The organism is Pseudomonas sp. IT-P258 (assembly GCF_949767825.1).
GTDB lineage: Bacteria > Pseudomonadota > Gammaproteobacteria > Pseudomonadales > Pseudomonadaceae > Aquipseudomonas > Aquipseudomonas monachiensis.
In genome coordinates this window covers 332,814-350,341 of record NZ_CATKPU010000054.1, presented here as the reverse complement: position 1 = coordinate 350,341, position 17,528 = coordinate 332,814, and the positions used below count along the sequence as shown (strand labels likewise).

General features: G+C 59.2%; 14 protein-coding genes. 4 read left to right on the top strand and 10 right to left on the bottom strand.

Annotated elements, in window-relative coordinates; translation table 11 throughout:
* Positions 1-33: 33 nt before the first annotated feature.
* The 4 genes from ACM6G4_RS20120 to ACM6G4_RS20105 form a co-directional block, all read right to left on the bottom strand.
* Positions 34-1,119 (bottom strand): polyamine ABC transporter substrate-binding protein, encoded by a 1,086-nt coding sequence (locus ACM6G4_RS20120; RefSeq protein WP_056724771.1) that lies wholly within the window; start codon positions 1,117-1,119, stop codon positions 34-36.
* Positions 1,120-1,193: 74 nt separating this feature from the next.
* Complete coding sequence (locus ACM6G4_RS20115) at positions 1,194-1,535, bottom strand: cupin domain-containing protein (RefSeq protein WP_056724769.1); 342 nt, start codon at positions 1,533-1,535, stop codon at positions 1,194-1,196.
* Between the two features lie 28 nt (positions 1,536-1,563).
* Positions 1,564-2,970 carry an NAD(P)/FAD-dependent oxidoreductase gene (locus ACM6G4_RS20110; RefSeq protein WP_414914460.1) on the bottom strand — a complete coding sequence of 469 codons (1,407 nt, stop codon included), beginning with the start codon at positions 2,968-2,970 and terminating at the stop codon, positions 1,564-1,566.
* Positions 2,971-3,020: 50 nt separating this feature from the next.
* The gene (locus ACM6G4_RS20105) at positions 3,021-3,836 is read right to left on the bottom strand and encodes a helix-turn-helix domain-containing protein (protein ID WP_223541226.1); all 816 of its coding nucleotides are present in this window, start codon (positions 3,834-3,836) and stop codon (positions 3,021-3,023) included.
* Between the two features lie 265 nt (positions 3,837-4,101).
* Here ACM6G4_RS20105 and ACM6G4_RS20100 point away from each other — a divergent pair, with 265 nt between their 5' ends.
* Positions 4,102-4,374 carry a DUF1652 domain-containing protein gene (locus tag ACM6G4_RS20100; RefSeq protein ID WP_008050083.1) on the top strand — a complete coding sequence of 91 codons (273 nt, stop codon included), beginning with the start codon at positions 4,102-4,104 and terminating at the stop codon, positions 4,372-4,374.
* Between the two features lie 60 nt (positions 4,375-4,434).
* Here the strand turns inward: ACM6G4_RS20100 and ACM6G4_RS20095 are convergent, their stop codons facing one another.
* Positions 4,435-6,909 carry a UvrD-helicase domain-containing protein gene (locus ACM6G4_RS20095; RefSeq protein ID WP_414914459.1) on the bottom strand — a complete coding sequence of 825 codons (2,475 nt, stop codon included), beginning with the start codon at positions 6,907-6,909 and terminating at the stop codon, positions 4,435-4,437.
* A gap of 279 nt (positions 6,910-7,188) precedes the next feature.
* Between ACM6G4_RS20095 and ACM6G4_RS20090 the strand changes: the two genes are divergently transcribed.
* Positions 7,189-7,884 carry a pirin family protein gene (locus ACM6G4_RS20090; RefSeq protein WP_056724761.1) on the top strand — a complete coding sequence of 232 codons (696 nt, stop codon included), beginning with the start codon at positions 7,189-7,191 and terminating at the stop codon, positions 7,882-7,884.
* A 79-nt stretch (positions 7,885-7,963) separates the two neighbouring features.
* Here the strand turns inward: ACM6G4_RS20090 and pgm are convergent, their stop codons facing one another.
* The 4 genes from pgm to ACM6G4_RS20070 form a co-directional block, all read right to left on the bottom strand.
* Positions 7,964-9,610: a phosphoglucomutase (alpha-D-glucose-1,6-bisphosphate-dependent) gene (gene pgm, locus ACM6G4_RS20085; RefSeq protein ID WP_414914458.1), complete on the bottom strand. Its 1,647-nt coding sequence runs from the start codon at positions 9,608-9,610 to the stop codon at positions 7,964-7,966.
* Between the two features lie 111 nt (positions 9,611-9,721).
* On the bottom strand, positions 9,722-11,122 hold the full coding sequence (locus ACM6G4_RS20080; RefSeq protein ID WP_223541244.1) for a PLP-dependent aminotransferase family protein: 1,401 nt from the start codon (positions 11,120-11,122) through the stop codon (positions 9,722-9,724).
* Positions 11,123-11,162: 40 nt separating this feature from the next.
* Complete coding sequence (locus tag ACM6G4_RS20075) at positions 11,163-12,653, bottom strand: hypothetical protein (protein ID WP_414914457.1); 1,491 nt, start codon at positions 12,651-12,653, stop codon at positions 11,163-11,165.
* A 554-nt stretch (positions 12,654-13,207) separates the two neighbouring features.
* On the bottom strand, positions 13,208-14,230 hold the full coding sequence (locus ACM6G4_RS20070; protein WP_056724755.1) for a zinc-dependent alcohol dehydrogenase family protein: 1,023 nt from the start codon (positions 14,228-14,230) through the stop codon (positions 13,208-13,210).
* Between the two features lie 270 nt (positions 14,231-14,500).
* Here ACM6G4_RS20070 and ACM6G4_RS20065 point away from each other — a divergent pair, with 270 nt between their 5' ends.
* Both ACM6G4_RS20065 and ACM6G4_RS20060 read left to right on the top strand, forming a co-directional pair.
* Entirely contained in the window at positions 14,501-15,415 is a 915-nt protein-coding gene (locus tag ACM6G4_RS20065) for a LysR family transcriptional regulator (RefSeq protein ID WP_414914456.1), read from the top strand.
* A 587-nt stretch (positions 15,416-16,002) separates the two neighbouring features.
* Positions 16,003-16,383, top strand: coding sequence for a hypothetical protein (locus tag ACM6G4_RS20060; RefSeq protein WP_414914455.1), 381 nt, complete (start codon positions 16,003-16,005; stop codon positions 16,381-16,383).
* A 46-nt stretch (positions 16,384-16,429) separates the two neighbouring features.
* On the opposite strand, the gene ACM6G4_RS20055 is transcribed toward ACM6G4_RS20060, so the two are convergent.
* Positions 16,430-17,476 carry a DUF4062 domain-containing protein gene (locus ACM6G4_RS20055; protein ID WP_414914454.1) on the bottom strand — a complete coding sequence of 349 codons (1,047 nt, stop codon included), beginning with the start codon at positions 17,474-17,476 and terminating at the stop codon, positions 16,430-16,432.
* Positions 17,477-17,528 lie beyond the last annotated feature (52 nt).

Genomic DNA, 17,528 nt, shown 5'->3' with positions numbered 1-17,528 from the left:
CGGGACGTCCTGTCCCGAATGCCTGACCAGGTTTCAGCTGCCGGTGCGAATCTTGTTCCACACTCGTGTGCGAATCCGGTCGATATTTAACGGCATGGCTTCCAGGGCAAACAGCTTGCCCATCATTTCCGGACTTGGGTACACCTTGGTGTCGTTCTTGATGGCCGGGTCGATGAGGCTGTCGGCCTGTTCATTGCCATTGGCGTAATGCACATGGTTACTGATGCCGGCCATGACGTCCGGGCGCAGCAGGTAGTTCATGAAGGCGTAACCGGCCTTTTCATCCGGGGCATCGACCGGCATGGCAACCATGTCGAACCAGATCGCGGCGCCCTCCTTGGGAATCGAATAGCCGATGTCGATACCATTCCTGGCTTCCCTGGCGCGGTTCTCCGCCTGCAGGATGTCACCGGAGAAGCCGACCGCGACGCAGATATCGCCATTGGCCAGGTCGCTGGTGTACTTGGACGAGTGGAAGTAGCTGACATACGGCCGCACCTTCATCAGCAGGGCTTCGGCCTTCTTGTAGTCTTCCGGGTTCTTGCTGTGATGGGGCAGCCCGAGGTAGTTCAACGCCGCCGGTAGCAGCTCCGGACCGTTGTCGAGGATGGCCACCCCGCACTTCTGCAACTTCTGCATGTTCTCGGGCTTGAAAATCAGGTCCCAGGAGTCCACCGGGGCGTTGTCCCCCAGCACGGCCTTGACCTTGGCGATGTTGTAACCGATGCCGGTGCTGCCCCACAGGTACGGGAAGCCATGCTCGTTGCCCGGATCGTTGGTCTGCAACGCCTTGAGCAACACAGGGTTGAGGTTCTTCCAGTTCGGCAGCTGACTCTTGTCGAGTTTCTTCAGCGCGCCGCCTTCAATCTGCCGGGCCATGAAGTGGTTGGACGGGAACACCACGTCGTAGCCGGATTTGCCGGTCATCAACTTGCCATCGAGGGTTTCGTTGCTGTCATAGACGTCATAGGTGACGTCGATGCCGGTTTCTTTCTGGAAGTTTTTCGTGGTGTCTGGCGCGATGTAATCCGACCAGTTGTAGATCTTGACGGTTTCGGCGGCCTGGCTGATCGATGCCACGAGCATCAGCGGGGCCAGGGTCAGTGTCTTTCGGATCATGGGTCGATTCCTGTAGTTTTTTTTGTTGGCAGGCAATCAAAGGATCAGCTTTCAAATTTCAAAGAATTGAAAACTCAAAAAATCAGCACGTAGGTCTTGCGCACGGTTTGCTGGATGTCCCAGATGCCCAGGCTGTTGGCCGGCAACATCAGTGCGTCGCCGGCTTCTATGTGCAGGGGCTCGCCGCCGTCCGGGGTGAAGGTGCAGCGGCCCTGGATGAAGTGACAGAATTCCTGGGCGACGATCTGCCGCCGCCAGCGCCCCGGGGTGCACTCCCAGACGCCGGTCTCGACGCCGTCGTCGCGTTCGACGCTGGTGGTCGACGCCACGGCCACGGTGGTGCCCAGGGGCACGGCGACCGGATTGGATTCGTCCAGTTTCAGGGTTGCGGTGTTCTTGAACTGCGTGATGCTCATGGGAATACCTGTCGATGTAGAAGCGCGTTTAGTGCATGAAACCTTCCATGAAACCGGCGACCCCGCTGGCCAGCTTGCGCCGCCAGGGCGCAGTGGCCGGGTTGGCCAGGGTCTGGTCTTCATGGACAAAGCTGCGGATGATCGCGTTGTAGCCGAGCCAGCGGATTGGCTCCGGCTCCCAGGCCCGCAGTGCGTCGAGGCCGCGCTGGGGGATGACCCACGGCTGGCGCACCAGTTCGGTGTCGCGCCCCAGGATCAGGTCAGCCAGCGTGCGGCCCCCCAGGTTGCTGGCGCCAACGCCCTCCCCGCCATAACCGCCAGACAGGGCAATGCCGTTGGCCCGGTCGCAAAGCATGTGCGGCTGGAAATGCCGGGACATGCCCAGGTTGCCGCCCCAGGAATGGGTGATCTGCACGTTCTTCAACTGCGGGAACAGTTCGCCGAACAGGTAGCGCCGCAGCTGTATTTCGTCAGCGGTCAGGTCGAAGTCGTGGCGCAGCTTGCCGGCGAACTGGTAGCCGCCACGGGCGCCAAAAATCAGTCGGTTGTCAGCGGTGCGTTGACCGTAGGTGACCTGGCGACTGGCCTCGCTGAACGCCTGGCCGCGACTCAGGCCGATTTCGTCCCAGGTGGCCGCGGGCAATGGCTCGGTCGCGACAATCAGGCTCTGCACCGGCATCTGGTAACGCCCCAATGGCGGCAGCGTCACGGAGTAGCCTTCCACCGCCGGCACCACCCAGCGACTGCGCACCGAAGCTTTCGCCGTGCGCAGGCTGCCGGACTGCCAATGGGTGACCGGGCTGTTTTCGTAGATTCTGACGCCCAGCCGCTCCACCGCCCGGGCCAGCCCCCGTACCAGCCTGGCCGGGTGGATGGTCGCCACGTGCGGCGCGTAGATGCCGCCGTAAGGTTTCGCGACGCGGATCTGTTGCGCCAGTTGCTCCGGGCTCAACCAGCGATAGTGGCTGTCGTTGAGGCCCTGGCGGTGGAGATCGTCCAGGTAATGACGCAGGCTGGCCTCCTGCTCCGGATAGCGTGCGGCGCAATACAGCACCCCGCCTTTACGGTAATCGCAGTCGATCCCCTCTCGTTCGAGGACAATTTCCACTTCATCCGGAATGCTGTGCAGCAAATCGTAGGAGGCACGTCGTTCTTCGGCTGAGAGATTGGCCAGCAGGCGATCCTCCCCCAGCAAATTACCCATCAGCCAGCCACCATTGCGCCCCGACGCGCCGAAACCGGCGGTTTGCGCTTCGACAATGGCGATGTTCAGGTCTGGTTTGTGCTGCTTGAGGTAGTACGCGGTCCAGAGCCCGGTGTAGCCCGCGCCGATGATCGCGACGTCGACATCCAGGTCCCGCTCCAGCGCCGGACGCGCCAACAGCGGCTCGTCGAGCTGGTCCATCCACAAACTGATAGTGCGCCACGCCGGCATGCAAGACTCCGCCACTCAAACTTCGATGGCGTCGATCCTAGTGCGTGGGCTCAGGCGCTGTCTTGCGCGCGTGCACGCAAAGAAATTTGTTTGACGTAAGCCTTGGGTGACTGGCCGGTATGCTGGCGGAAACAGCTGTAGAACGCCGACAGCGAATTGAATCCGGCAGCGAAGGCCAGTTCATCGATGCGCACTGGCGGTGTGGCGGCATCCAGCGCCGCAAGCAAATGTTGCAGGCGTGCCTGGTTGACGTAGCGGTAGAAGCTCTGGCCCAGCACCTGGTTCAACAGGTAGGAAATCTGGTTGCGGCTGTAGCCACACTCCTTCGCCACCCGTTGCAGATCGAGATCCGGGTCCAGATATGGCTGTTGACCCTGGAAATACTGCTGCAGGTCATCGGCCATGAAGCTCAACTGGCGCGGCGACAGGCCGAGCCGGCTGACCGCCGGGCGATGGTTGCCGGACGTTTTACTGCCGGGTTGTTCATGCACCAATGAAGCATATTCATTGACCCGCCAGATCAGCCCGTCCTTGACGGTGATCGCTTCGCTGGCGCGGAACGACACCAACCCTTCACCGCCGCGCAGGGTGATGCGGTACTGAATGAACGCGGTATTGCCGTCCAGTCGAATGCGGTCGGAATGCTCCAGCGCCTCATCCGGGTCCCGGGGCATGCTGCTGCGTACGTACTCGCGCAATTCAGCCAGGCCCATGAGCTTGTTCTGGAAGAAATCGTTGTACTGGACCTCAGGGTGATAAAGCGCCATGACGCCGTCCAGATCCCGGTGCTTCCAGCGCAAGTGATAGCGCATGACCGTCTCGCCCGTGGCCTGGGTTTGCAGCGGGCCATCATCATCGGCGTGCATTGAACATCTCGACGAAAAAACACCGAGCTTGCCCAACTTGCGCTTTGTGTTCAACGACTAACCGATGATGGCAGGCGCCCGCAAATGGCCGACAAGCGTGAGCTGGATCAAAAAAAACGTTGGCAATCGCCAAACGACCTGAAAAATCCACAATATTTTCACAACCGGATGCTACTTTTAAAACCTGTCACTGGTTGAACCAATGAAGGTTCTTCCCTCCTACCATGAGCTAAAGGAAGCGCTCGATAATGAAGGTGGGCAACACATGAATAAAGGGTTCAGCAAAGTCACGTTTCCAAACGCCTGCCAGCTGATGCGCTGGCATTTTCATCCCATGGGTTTCGAGGCGAGCATGGACGCGCCGGGCAGCATGATTGCCCGTCTGTTTGATCGTGCCACTGGCGAGACCATGATCGCCATTGCCGGCATTCCGTGCGCCACCGTCATGAATGCCGCGGATGTAGAGCGAATAATCGAAGCGGTGGAGGATGAACTTGAAGCTTTCGTACCACCACAAGCCCTCAGAAGTTATGCCTGAAGGCTGAACACCCACAAAAAAGCCCACGTCAGGTGGGCTTTTTTGTGGGTGAACAATCGCTCAAGTAGAAGCTTTGCCCTGCCGATGGTCGACAAAGAACGCCTTGCCCTTGCCGATCCGGTCGGAAGCCTTGGGCATGTTCGCGGCCTGGGTGTCTTGTGCGTCAACGTACCAGTAGCAATGGCTGACGGCGCGGGTAATCCCTACATAGGCCAGCCGCAGGATCTCGTCCTTCTGGGCGTTGTCGTAGGGTTCGCTGTCACCTGCCTTGCCCAGGCCCGCCATGCGGTAAACCTGATTCTTGTAAGGCGAGCTGGTCAGGTGCTGGCAATCGCCCAGCAAAAACACCGCATCGGCCTGGAGGCCCTTGGCACTGTGATAGGTCAGTTGCTTGAGCCTGCGAGCCTCATACGGCAAGCTAGAATCAACATTAACTACAGACTGAATATGCTCTTCTATCAATAACTTATCGCTGCTTTTTCGATAAAGCATCAAGATCGAATCGCCCTTTCGGTAATGCTCCATCAGGCGTTGGGCCATGCCTTGGTCATCACGATCGTGGACGTTCACCGGCAGCAACGCCTTGGGTTCGCCGCTGGCCTTGGCTTTCTTCCCGGCAATCGCCGGTGCTGCACGCACGATGTGCTCGGCGGCATCGATGATGTGTTGGTGGCTGCGGTAGTTGTCGCTGAGCATGACCTTGGTGGTGCTCGGCGACGGAAACTCCTTGTTGAACTCCATGAAGTAGCTCGGCGAACTGCCGCGCCACCCGTAGATGGACTGCCAGTCATCGCCCACACACAGCAGCGAGGAGCGCTGGGCGCCGCGCCCGACGTGCATGGCCGGCCCGCGACTGCGGATCTCTGCCAGGCTGGCCCTGATCCAGGAGACGATCTGCGGCGAGACATCCTGGAATTCATCGATCATCAGGTGCGACAGCGGCCGCAGCAGCTCATCGCCGAGCAGCTTGAGGTTCTCCGGCGAATGCTCGCTGAACAGGGCGAACATCCGGTTGTAGGTCATGATCGGCGGCTTCTGATCCAGCAAGTGATCTTCCAGCGCCCGCCAATAAAGGCTCAAGGCTTCGAAGAAGAACCGGTCGGGATCGTCCTTGGCGAAACTCATCTGGCCTACCGCGCTCGGCACATCCAGCCCGAGGTTTTCGATGAACCCGGCGGCGGCGACAAAGCAATCGAGCAGCGGCGCGGAAGCGAGCTCGCCCTTGACCTTGTAATCGAAGCCCGGCCCGGCGCTGGCATCGCCGGCAAGCGAGGCCAGAACACGTCTGGATGATTCGTAACTATCTAGCCATATCAAAGGCTTACGACAGAAAGCTTGAAACAGGGTGCGCTTTACTGCCCACTCTGCGCGCACCGTCAGCTTGGCGTTCGGTCGCGTAACCTGCGGGTTTTCCCGAGGATCGAACCCCAGCACCACCCAGGCATCCAGGGACGGGATGTGGCCGTGGCAATGGAATGTCGAACCGTTGATATCGAACGACTGGCGATTCGGTTCAATGCCCTTGATCGGCCAGGCACCGGCGCGAAACCACAGGTCCTCGATGGCATCGCACAGTTCTTCATCGCGTTTGGCCGCCAGTTCGGTAACCCCCATGCGTTTCTGCACATCGGGGTGATCGCGCTCCAGTTCCTTGAGTTGCAGGGCATGCCGGGACAGTGGCTTGATCAACTCGCGAAAACGCTCATCGACACTGTGCAGGCGGTGATAGCAGGCGTTGAGCTGTTGGCGTTGAGCGTCGTTGATGCGCAGATCGAACGGATTGCTGTCGGCCTCCTCATCGCCCTGTGCGGCCCGCAGGCTGAGGTTCTCGAAAGCCTGCAAACGCTCGAAACCCGCAAGGCTGCGCACCATCGGCAGGATCCGCGAGTGAAAGGTGCGTACCAGATCACGTGCCTCCTTGAAACTGATCGCGCGGCCCCAGAGCGCAAACAGTTCGATCAGCTTGTTGATGAAGTCCTTGCGCGACTCGCGGGTGAAGGTCACCACCGTCATCGAACTCAGTTCAAAGCCCAGGTAGTGGGTCAACAGCAGGATTCGCAGCACCAACGTGGTCGATTTGCCAGCACCGGCACCCGCGATCACCGAGGTGGACGGCGTATCGCTGAAGATCATTTTCCACTGTGCGGCGCTGGGCTGGGCATGGGCCGGCAACAAGCGGGCGACATCGGCCTTCATGCGTTTCTTCAACTCGGCGCTCAACGGCAGGCGCCAATCGTCGAACAGCAGGTCATCGACATTCGGCGGTCGGTGTTCAGTGCTACGGGAGTCACGGATCAGCAGGACCTGCCGGCCCTCTTCCAGCCCTTCGAGCTTGCCTTCCTTGTAGCCGTAATCGACCCCGGCGCTGTGACCGCTGCGAAAACCGTCGGCCTGGCCATGCAGCCACGACGCACGATGCTGCGCGTGCAGGCGGGTCAGGCTGTAGCCGAAGAATCGGGCGAGCAATCGCTTGATCAGCGGCATCTCTGCCAGGGGGCGAAGTTCAGGCGGAAGATCGGGGGTGTGTTGCGGCACGCGGACTGACTCCAGGGTGTGAGGCTGTTGGGCGCTATGGTGTCTGCATTTGCCGTCGAGTTCTAGTCAATTGCTTATGTCTCATTGGCTTATGCGATGAAGTGAAAGCTGGATGACAAAATTTCGAGCTCGTTTTATATCAATCCATTCGATGGGAATGCTGCATTTTTTACGCTTTTTATCGATTGTTACCTGTTGGATGATGGCCGTCATCACTCACCGGTCTCGCTTCGTGGCTCAGGCACCTGGCCCCATGACGAACCTTTCCTGGAGACGATCATGCTTGAACTCAGACCCTTCAACTCCCTCGGCGGCGCTCACCACGGCTGGCTGGATGCCCACCATCATTTTTCGTTCGCCGAATACTACGATGCCAAGCGCATGAACTGGGGCAACCTGCGGGTCTGGAACGACGACGTGATCGCCCCGGGCACCGGTTTCCCGCAACACTCGCACCGCGACATGGAAATCATCACCTATGTCCGCGAAGGCGCCATTACCCACCAGGACAACCTTGGCAACAAGGGCCGCACCGAAGCCGGTGACGTCCAGGTCATGAGTGCCGGCACCGGGATCGCCCACAGCGAGTACAACCTGGAAGCGACGCCGACCCGGATTTTCCAGATCTGGATCATCCCGAACGAGTCCGGCCTGGCGCCGTCCTGGGGCGCCAAGCCGTTCCCGAAAGGCGACCGCGAAGGCTTTGTCACCCTGGCCAGCGGCAAGGAAGGCGACGACCAGAGCCTGCGTATTCGCGCCGATGCCCGGCTGGTAGCGGCCAATCTGAAGGCCGGTGAGTCTGCCGAATACCCGCTGGACAAGGGGCGTCGTGCGTACCTGGTGCCGGCTACCGGGATCATTGAAGTCAATGGCTTGCGTGTACAAGCTCGAGACGGTGTAGCGGTTGCCGATGAGCAAGTGCTGCGGGTGACGGCCATCGAGGACAGCGAGATTGTTCTGGTGGATCTGGCCTGATTCGGTAAATGCCGGGCGGCACAAAAAAAGGGGCGGCCGTGAATGGTCGCCCCTTTTTAGTTGCTGCAGGGTTGTGTGTTTATTTCGCGGAAATGGCACCATCGACCAGCGTTTGCGCCTCGGCCACCAGTTGCTTGAGGTGGTCGTCGCTGACAAAGCTTTCGGCGTAGATCTTGTAGATGTCTTCCGTGCCCGACGGACGCGCCGCGAACCAACCGTTCTCGGTCATGACCTTGAGGCCGCCAATGGCCTGGTCATTGCCCGGTGCGTGGCTGAGGATGCTCTGGATCGGCTCGCCGGCCAGCTGGGTCGAGGTGACCTGTTGCGGCGAGAGTTTGCTCAACAGCGCCTTCTGCTCCGGATTGGCCTTGGCGTCGACCCGTACCGAGAACGGCTCACCCAGTTCGTCGGTCAAGGCACGGTACGCCTGGCTCGGGTCGCGACCGGTGCGGGCGGTCATCTCGGCGGCCAGCAAGGCCGGAATCAAACCGTCCTTGTCGGTGCTCCAGACGCCGCCGTCCTTGCGCAGGAACGAGGCACCGGCGCTTTCTTCACCGCCGAAACCCAGGGAACCGTCAAACAGACCATCGGCAAACCATTTGAAACCGACCGGCACTTCGTACAGGCGACGACCCAGGCGCTTGGCCACGCGATCGATCAGGCCGCTGCTGACCACCGTTTTACCCACGGCAGCATCGGCGCGCCATTGCGGACGGTTCTGGAACAGGTAGTCGATGGCCACGGCGAGGTAGTTGTTCGGCGCCAGCAAGCCACCGGACGGGGTGACAATGCCATGGCGGTCGTGGTCCGGATCGCAGGCAAACGCCACATCGAAGCGTTCTTTCAGGCCGATCAGGCCTTGCATGGCGTGGCTGGACGATGGGTCCATGCGGATCTGGCCATCCCAGTCGACAGTCATGAAGCGGAAGGTCGGGTCGACCTCTTTGTTCACCACGTCCAGGTCCAGGCGGTAATGCTCGGCAATCGCCGACCAGTAGCGCACCCCTGCTCCACCCAGCGGATCGACACCCAGGCGCAGCTTGGCGTCGCGGATGGCGTCGAAGTCGATCACGTTGATCAGGTCGGCGACATAGGTGTTGAGGTAATCGTGGCGATGGGTGGTGCCGGCCTTCAGTGCCTGCTCGTAGCTGATGCGCTTGACGCCAGCGAGCTTGTTGGCCAGCAGTTCGTTGGCCTTGGCTTCGATCCACTTGGTGATGTGGGTATCGGCCGGGCCACCGTTGGTTGGATTGTACTTATAGCCACCGCTTTGCGGCGGGTTGTGGGACGGCGTGATGACAATGCCGTCGGCCAGGCCGCTGGTGCGTCCGCGGTTGTAGCAGAGAATCGCATGGGAAATGGCCGGTGTCGGCGTGTACTCGTCACCTTCGGCGATCATCACGGTCACGCCGTTGGCCGCCAGTACTTCGAGGGCGCTGGCGCCGGCCGGCGTGGACAGTGCGTGGGTGTCGATGCCGACAAACAGCGGGCCGTCGATGCCTTGAGCTTCGCGGTACAGGCAGATCGCCTGACTGATCGCCAGCACGTGCCACTCGTTGAAACTCAAGTCGAACGAGCTGCCCCGGTGCCCGGACGTGCCGAAGGCAACGCGCTGGGTCGAAATCGCGGCATCAGGCTGGCCGGTGTAATAGGCCGTTACCAGTCGCGGGATGTCGACCAACAATTGTGCCGGTGCCGGTTTACCCGCAAAAGGACTGAGTGTCATGCAAAACCTCTGGAATAGAGTGGTTCAGGAGTTGGGTCGCAGTTTACTGGCAGTTGGACCGCAAGGCGATGGGATCGATCCAACACAGTGGCGGTTGTTATTTTTTGTCACTCACTCGATCGATTCCAGGCGCAGCGCATCCCCCAGCAGTCCCAGCGCGGCCGCCAGGTTGTGATCGCCACCGAAGGTATGGCTCAGGCGAAAATGCTGTCCGTGCAGACCGTGGAGGCTGAACAGCTCCCCCGGTGCAATGACCACCTGATGCGCCAGCAGACGCTGGAACACACGACGGACATTGACCCGACGCAAAGAGCGCACCCAGACCGTTGCACCACCTTCTGGCTCGACGAAACGCAAGGCATCACCCAAGCGCTCCTGCAACAACTGGGTCAGTTGATTCTTGCGTTCATTGAGCAGCCGCCGCAGCACCAGCAGGTGTTGATCGATGCGACCGCTGCTGTACAAGCGTGCGATGGCTTTCTGGCGAATCGGCGAGAGTCGGAAGGAACGCAGCAGAAAGTGCCGTTGCAGATCAGCGCTCAAATGCCTTGAAAGCAGATAGCCATAGGGCGCTTCCGGCCCGATGATTTTCTCGAACGTGGAAAACACCATCAGCCGTTCAGGGTCCAGCAAGTCTCGAAAGCGCACGCCGCCCAGGTCGAATCCAAGTTCGCCATAACAGTCGTTCTCCAGCACCCAGCTGTCGTGCGCGGCCAACAGTCGGGCAATGGTCTGCCTGTTGTCGTCAGGCGCCAGGCTGCCACGGGGCATGTTGAGGGCCGATGACAACAGCACCAGCCTTACCGGCTCGGTATCCAGGAGCATTTTCAACCGTTCCGGGTCCAGGCCACCATCGGCTTGCACAGGCAATTCGATCACCCGCACACAGGCGGCCTGGAACAAACGCAGGATCGTCCAGTCGCACGGCGATTCGACCACCACCGTGGCGTCTTTCAAGCCCAGCACGGCGATCAGGATTTCCAGTACACCGCGCAGGTCAGCGCCGATATAGACATCGTCGGCGTGCCAGTAACGCATGGGAGACGTGGTGTAGCGTGCTGCCAGGGCGGTACGCAATTCGAGTTCGCCGCAGGGTTGCGAAGGCGACTGCGGCTGGCGGGGATACTGGCGCAGCAACTCCCTCTCCAGCAGCAACAAAGGACTGTCGAGCGGTTGCAGCAACGCCGGTTCATCGGCGCTCAGGACCAGCATCCCCGGGCGCCTGGCATTGACGTAGACCGCTTCCAGCAAGTCGCTGCCGCTGTCCTGCAGGTTGATCGAGGACACCGGCAACGCGTAGTAGCCGGACTTGGCCACCGAATAGACGCGCCCTTCTTTCTCCAGCAGCGAATAAGCGTACTGAATGGTCGAAATCGACACATTGAGGCGCTCAGCCAGATGCCGCAGCGACGGCAGGCGGATGCGCGAATCCCCTTCAGACTCGTTGATCAGGCTGACCAGGTATCGATAAACCGCCTGATAGGCGAAATCCGTTTCTCGTGGACCTTTCATCGGCGAAGGCCAGCCACGCTGGCTGAAAATCCGCCCACGCTCAGTGACCCGCTGACCATTCATCCTCCATCGTGATGCCGGCGTCAGGATCGTCCGGCGTATTGTGCGACGCAGCCCTTTGGATGATTGCCCCAGGCGCCCCGCCATCGACTGCGGGCGTCCACTCCATGCGGTAAAGCTGGCCAATCAGGCTCAGGGGTAATCCACTGACATCAATCATCCATTGCATGATCTGTTCGGCGACCGGGTGCCCCTGCATGGCCTTGTGCAACTCGGGCATGGCCACCAGCATGCCCGGATGGCACTGACGCAGAAAAGGCTCGAGCCCCGCGCCTTTATCGATAAAAGGCGAAAACAGCAGGCACACCAGTTGTGCTTCGCTCAGGCCCAGGTTCTTTTGCGCCTCGGCTGCCGCCCGGGCGCGCAGTTCGGTCATTGTCGCCGGATTGCCGAAGACCTCGATGGCCTGCTCGCACAAACGCTCGGGCAAGCGCTTGCGGCGCATCATCACCAGGGCGCGTTGCAGGTATTGCGCAATGCCGGATTCGTAATTGCGGCCCTGCACGTAGCACGCTTGCAACCCCCTGACGTGCGCCGAGATCGACGGGCTGACAAACTCGTTATCGCTGATCTGCGCGGACAGTTCGTCGGGCTGGAAGCCGAGAAATTCAGTCAGCATTGGCCAGCGTTCTTCCAGGTTGCTGACCAGCAAATCGTGAATGTCGATGCAGGCCGTACGGCGACAGGTCTCGAAGCGCTCTTGCGGACGCCACGGGGCCTGGGCGTAATCGGCGTAGAACCCCTGATAACAGTCGCTGCCCAGTTCATCGAGCAATGCAAACAACCCCGCATAACCGGCCTCGCCCGTGTGGGAAAACTGCAGCCCGGCCTTGGTGGCGGCACGTTTCAAACCCTCGATGAATTGCTTCTGCTGACGCGGCGTGTCACTGATGAGCAACGCGTCGACACCTCCGTCCCAGCGGGCGATTTGTCCGTAGAACTCTCCCGTGGCCAGATAACCGTCATCCCACAGGTCGAACCCGCCGCGCCATTCCCGGCGATGGCCGATCAGCAGCAGGTTCAGGCGGCCGGACTCGCGACCGGCGTCGGAGACCGGCGTCAGATGATTGAACGGCAATACCTCCCGATCATCGACCATCAACACCTCGACCCGGGGATCGTCATAGACAAACAATGCGCTGTTGGTCCGGTGCATGTTTTCCACGGCCGCGCAGTTTGCTCCGTTCAACCGTAACGAGGCGATGCGCAACTGGAATGTCGCCGGTGTACGGGTAGCAATGGTCAACTGCGCAGCACGCAACAGCGCCAGCGTGTAACAGTTGTCACGAGCCCCGGACTGGATCGCCAACACCTTGTAATCGCCAATGCGCTCCATGCCCCCGGCCGCTACCGCCAGGCGCTGAATCAACAATTGCAATGCAGTGCGTTCGGCCCGGGAGAAAAAACCCAGTAATCGCTGCAGCACTTGTTGATAGACATAGTTCATCGCTTGGTCATGGATGCTGGTCATCTTTATTTACCTGATACTCGTAAGTTCAATATCGTGCAGACAGCAAATCCCGTTGGACTGTCGGCGCGAATGGAGTCATGGACTTTATTGCCAAATGCTAACACTTGAATTTTCTTGAAATTATTTGAAACGTTCGCAGCGCCCCCTCGTTTTAAAGACAAAGGAAAGGCCGGAGTGCCCAGCTGGCAAGGGCTTGCTCGTTTTAAACGGGAGTCCTAGGAAATGTCCGACAAGGTCCCACAGACACTTAATACAAGAAATAAGGAAGAAAGTTGTCGCTGTCTTTTTGGCAACTAAAAAACAACCAACTAATTTGCAGATTTGCACCGATGGCGCACAGTGAAAAGTTCCAGCCTGATACCCAGCCATGACTCATTCCTTGAGATGAAAGTAATCATTCAATTATCAGGGCTTAGTGGCTGATTAGAAGCTACAGATTACGGGCAAAAACCAGTTCAGTTGCTGGACCGGCCTGCGGATCGACGGGTTTCGGGGGGGTTGAAACGAAAGAGTCCGTGCGGGCACGGACTCTTGGGAGGACTGTTGGATAAGTGCTACGCCGGTTCGACCTGCAGCGCGACCCGTTCGCGACACGGGCATTCGTCCATGTAGCGGTGTGCTTCGACAAACTCGGCAAACGGGAAGACCCGGGTCTTGAGCGGCAGCAGAACGCGGTCGGCGGTCAGCTGATTGATGTCGCGCAAGGCACGTTGCAGTGCGGCCTGGTCCTGGGTGATGCCCAGTTCCGGCTTGCCCGTGAAGTTGCCAATGCAGTGGACGAAGAACTGAATATTTTTCTGGAACGCTGCGCAGGCCGGGAAAGGCGTCTGGTTGCCACCTTGCAGGCCGTACAGCACCAGGCTGCCGCGAGGTGCCAGCACATCGCCCAGCAACGACATCTGCGGACCGCCCAAACCATCGAACACCACGTCCACGCCGCGGTTATCGGTGATCTTGTTGATCCGCATCAGCAGATCTTCTTCCTCGGTGACGATCACTTTATCGGCACCCAGCGACAGCAGGTATTCACGTTCCTCCGCGGTCTTGGTCGCGGCGATCACTCGAACACCCAAGGCCTTGCCCAGTTGTACGAACGAAGGTCCGGCGCAATGACTGGCGTCGGTCACCAGGGCGAATTGCCCGGGCTTGACCCGTGCCAGATCGGCATAGGCGAAATAGGCAATCAACAACGGCGTGTAGTGCACGCTGGCTTCAATCGGGCTGAGCACATCCGGATAACGGGTGACCGCCGAGCGTGGCAGAACGATCAGCTCACCGTAGACCGGGTAGTCGTTCGGGCTTTGGGCCGGGAAGCTGGCGACCTTGTCACCGACTTCCAGGTCATCGACGCCATCACCGACAGCGGTGACGATACCGGCCATCTCCTGGCCAAGGCCTGAAGGCAGACGGGCATGGGACGGGGCCAGGTTCTGGCGCCAGAGAGTGTCATACCAACTGATGCCGATCGCTTCGACGCGCACCTGCACTTCGCCCGGTGCAGGCAGAGCCGTCGCATGCTCTTCGCATTTGAGCACCTCGGCTGGACCAAACTTGTGAAAACGGATCGTGCGGGACATCGCAAACCTCGCCAAATGAACCTCTAATGCCTTGAACTCTAGCTGGGCTTTCAACCCAACACTATCTGTGGCTATTAATAGTCGACATGCCTGTCATTGATTCCGCAGCGGCGGCAACATCGTCAAATGTCGTAAGAAACCGAAGCAGCCTATGTAGGAAAAACTGAATTACCCGGTGCAGAGTACCAGCCTTTCCCCGTAATATTCCTGCTGGCCATTGTTCTCATATGGCCGCCCACGTCAAGTTTGCTGACTCTGCCAGGACTCCAGATGAATCGTAATGACCTGCGTCGTGTCGACCTGAACCTGTTGATCGTTTTCGAAACGTTGATGCACGAACGCAGCGTGACCCGCGCTGCGGAAAAACTGTTCCTCGGCCAGCCTGCCATCAGTGCGGCGCTCTCGCGCCTGCGCGGGTTGTTCGATGATCCTTTGTTTGTGCGTACCGGCCGCAGCATGGAACCGTCCGCCAGAGCGGTCGAGATCTTCGCCCTGCTCTCGCCGGCACTGGATTCGATTTCCACCGCCGTCAGCCGTGCGGCCGAGTTCGATCCTGCCACAAGTACCGCCGTGTTCCGCATCGGCCTTTCGGACGACGTCGAGTTCGCCTTGCTGCCCATGCTGCTCAAGCGCCTGCGTGCCGAGTCGCCGGGGATCGTGCTGGTGGTGCGTCGGGTCAACTACATCCTGATGCCGGGACTGCTGGCATCCGGCGAGATCTCCATCGGTGTCAGCTACACCACCGACCTGCCGGCCAACGCCAAGCGCAAGGTACTGCGCCGCAGCCAGCCGAAGCTGTTGCGCGCCGACACCGTGCCGGGGCCGTTGAGCCTGGATGATTACTGCGCTCGCCCCCATGCACTGGTGTCATTCGCCGGCGACCTCAGCGGCTTTATTGACGAAGAACTGGAAAAACTCGGGCGCAAACGGCATGTGGTGCTGGCTGTGCCGCAGTTCAACGGGTTGAGCACCCTGCTCGCGGGCACAGATATTGTGGCGACGGTGCCGGACTACACAGCTGAGGCACTGACCGCCGCGGGCGGTGTGCGGGCTGAAGATCCGCCGCTGCCGGTGCGCAGTTTCGAGTTGCACATGGCTTGGCGTGGTTCGCAGGATAATGATCCGGGCGAACGCTGGTTGCGTTCGCGGATTCAGATGTTCTTCGGCGACCCTGAGAGTCTTTAGGCGTTGTCGGGCAGGCTGTTTAGCTGATCATTTCTGCCTTTTCATAGACCATGGAGATCCATCCACTTCCAGAAAATTGCTACATGGGGGCATATCTGAGGGCATGCTTTGGATGGTTTGAAAAGGATGCCCCCAGCCTAAGGCTCAACAATCTTCTTCTCGAAAAATCACCTGCGACAGTTCCCTATCGCCGTTGAATGCTATCGGATCACCTCAGCTCAAATACGCAGAGTGCTCATTGCCGTTGGAGCAGTCTGAGCGCTTGCTGGGTTGATGTCGCAGTGGCTGACACAGGCATCGCTTGCAGGACAACCGTCGCCCCATGATCACGCCGGTTTTCAAAAGCCCGTAAGGGCCCTTCTACCCCCGAAGATTGAAAATCCAAACGACCAACAAGTACTAACTGAATAGCAATCATTCATAGGTTGGGGCGATCTGAAATCGGCGTTGAGGTACGTGGAGCCCGCACAGCAGTTCGGCGGGCTCGCCAAGAAATTGGAAGGTTCCGCTTAACCTCTTGAGCTTCCTGGCGTTCCAACCATTTTTCATCTATGAAATGAGTACCGTAGGCAAACCAAGGAAGTGGTATGGAACTGGTTACCGTTGCATGCATCGCGCTCAATCGTATTGGCTCTGCCAACTCAGCAGGATTCGGCTTCGGAAAGCATCGCAGGCAGCAGTTTTTCACCGAAGTGATTGACGACGACGTGGACACTCTCCGCCTGAAAGTGATTGAGGTTGCAGAGGCAAATGGAGAGAGGGAGGGAGCACTTCACAACCTGACGCGTGCCCAAAACCTAGGCTTTCCACCCGGCCAGATAGTGTTCGACGTCCAAGGAATATCCACTCAATACAGTGACCCCTACGCCGCTTGTGTTGTTTTCCCCGCCCTCAAGGTGGCTGGTCGTTTCTTCAAACTTGAAGAGGTGGCTGAGAGCGGGATGATCCTTCATATTTCTTCCAGCTAAGTACGCGAGGCGCGCCTGGTAGCCCTATGCCAGGCGCAAAGACAGGCTATGACGACAGTTTACGCTTGAACTTGAACATCACGTCATCAAGCCATCGCCCATAAGTCGCAGGGGTAGCTGGGACGAGCAGCCGGCGTTCCTCCACCTCTTGCTCCGACCGGTGCGACATAGTGAAACTGCTGGTGGCAACCGCAGGCGGCTCAGCAAATACCTTGTATGAAACGCCATAGAGAGACAGTTGAAACCACCCTCCTCGGCCCTGGCAAAGAATCTCATGCGCAGCCTCTGCCAAGCGTCTCACTTGTGTTGGCGATATGTAGTACCCGTCAAAGTGGTTAGACGTGCGGACTGGGTTTGCCAAGGTCATCGACAACCAGGACAGTCCACGATCGTGATGCCGCCAGATCAAGCCTGGAGCATCAATTCCAGTAAGCTCATCCCTGTCGAAGTCCACATAGCCGGCTTTGACCGTGCTGAGTCCAGCTTGGCAAAACTTCAAGAAATACGATTCATGCTCCGCGTGGATGGCACGCAGACTGCTAGGGCTAGCAGGCTGAGGGAGGAAGGCCAGCTCGATCCGTGTTTCGTGGTCTCTGCCACCCCACCGACCGTTGGCGTTCCGAATCTGAAGTTGTTTCTCAAATTCCTCCTCACTAACTGCACTTCGGTTCGTATTCAGCTGGTTTAATGCCCGGACGATACCATCCGAAAGCTCCTGCTCATTGGCGAATGTCGCGCGGAAAAGGCCGTCGACATAATCCGATACTTCCCAGCGAAACTCCTGCTGGGGCCCCTCCACGTCCACATCGTGCAGGAACGCGAGGATGGGCTTGTCTGCAGCACGAGCGCGCCGGAACTCTTGCTGTGTCACTGACTCCCCAGATGCAGTTCTGAATCCGAAATCTGCACCTAGCACCAGCACCACCACATCTGCCTGCTCGACCTCAGTCATGCAAGCTTCTTGAGAGGAATAAGGCCGCGCCCCAAAATCCTCGCACATCACTGGCACATGCCCCAGCAGCGTGACAGCTTTCTTGGCTGCCGCCCGATAGCTCTCAAAGTTTCGAACGACAGAGCTGATGAAAACGTTCATAAAACCCCCAATCACCCCAAGATTCGCCAAGCTCGCATGAGTTTGAGCAGCC

What these genes read in the sequence shown, in the direction of transcription:
- ACM6G4_RS20055 (WP_414914454.1), bottom strand. Translation starts at nt 17,476, where the DNA reads ATGAACGTTTTCATCAGCTCTGTCGTTCGAAACTTTGAGAGCTATCGG.
- ACM6G4_RS20105 (WP_223541226.1), bottom strand. Translation starts at nt 3,836, where the DNA reads ATGCACGCCGATGATGATGGCCCGCTGCAAACCCAGGCCACGGGCGAG.
- ACM6G4_RS20075 (WP_414914457.1), bottom strand. Translation starts at nt 12,653, where the DNA reads ATGACCAGCATCCATGACCAAGCGATGAACTATGTCTATCAACAAGTG.
- ACM6G4_RS20065 (WP_414914456.1), top strand. Translation starts at nt 14,501, where the DNA reads ATGAATCGTAATGACCTGCGTCGTGTCGACCTGAACCTGTTGATCGTT.
- ACM6G4_RS20110 (WP_414914460.1), bottom strand. Translation starts at nt 2,970, where the DNA reads ATGCCGGCGTGGCGCACTATCAGTTTGTGGATGGACCAGCTCGACGAG.
- ACM6G4_RS20070 (WP_056724755.1), bottom strand. Translation starts at nt 14,230, where the DNA reads ATGTCCCGCACGATCCGTTTTCACAAGTTTGGTCCAGCCGAGGTGCTC.
- ACM6G4_RS20115 (WP_056724769.1), bottom strand. Translation starts at nt 1,535, where the DNA reads ATGAGCATCACGCAGTTCAAGAACACCGCAACCCTGAAACTGGACGAA.
- ACM6G4_RS20120 (WP_056724771.1), bottom strand. Translation starts at nt 1,119, where the DNA reads ATGATCCGAAAGACACTGACCCTGGCCCCGCTGATGCTCGTGGCATCG.
- ACM6G4_RS20090 (WP_056724761.1), top strand. Translation starts at nt 7,189, where the DNA reads ATGCTTGAACTCAGACCCTTCAACTCCCTCGGCGGCGCTCACCACGGC.
- pgm (WP_414914458.1), bottom strand. Translation starts at nt 9,610, where the DNA reads ATGACACTCAGTCCTTTTGCGGGTAAACCGGCACCGGCACAATTGTTG.
- ACM6G4_RS20060 (WP_414914455.1), top strand. Translation starts at nt 16,003, where the DNA reads ATGGAACTGGTTACCGTTGCATGCATCGCGCTCAATCGTATTGGCTCT.
- ACM6G4_RS20100 (WP_008050083.1), top strand. Translation starts at nt 4,102, where the DNA reads ATGAATAAAGGGTTCAGCAAAGTCACGTTTCCAAACGCCTGCCAGCTG.
- ACM6G4_RS20080 (WP_223541244.1), bottom strand. Translation starts at nt 11,122, where the DNA reads ATGAAAGGTCCACGAGAAACGGATTTCGCCTATCAGGCGGTTTATCGA.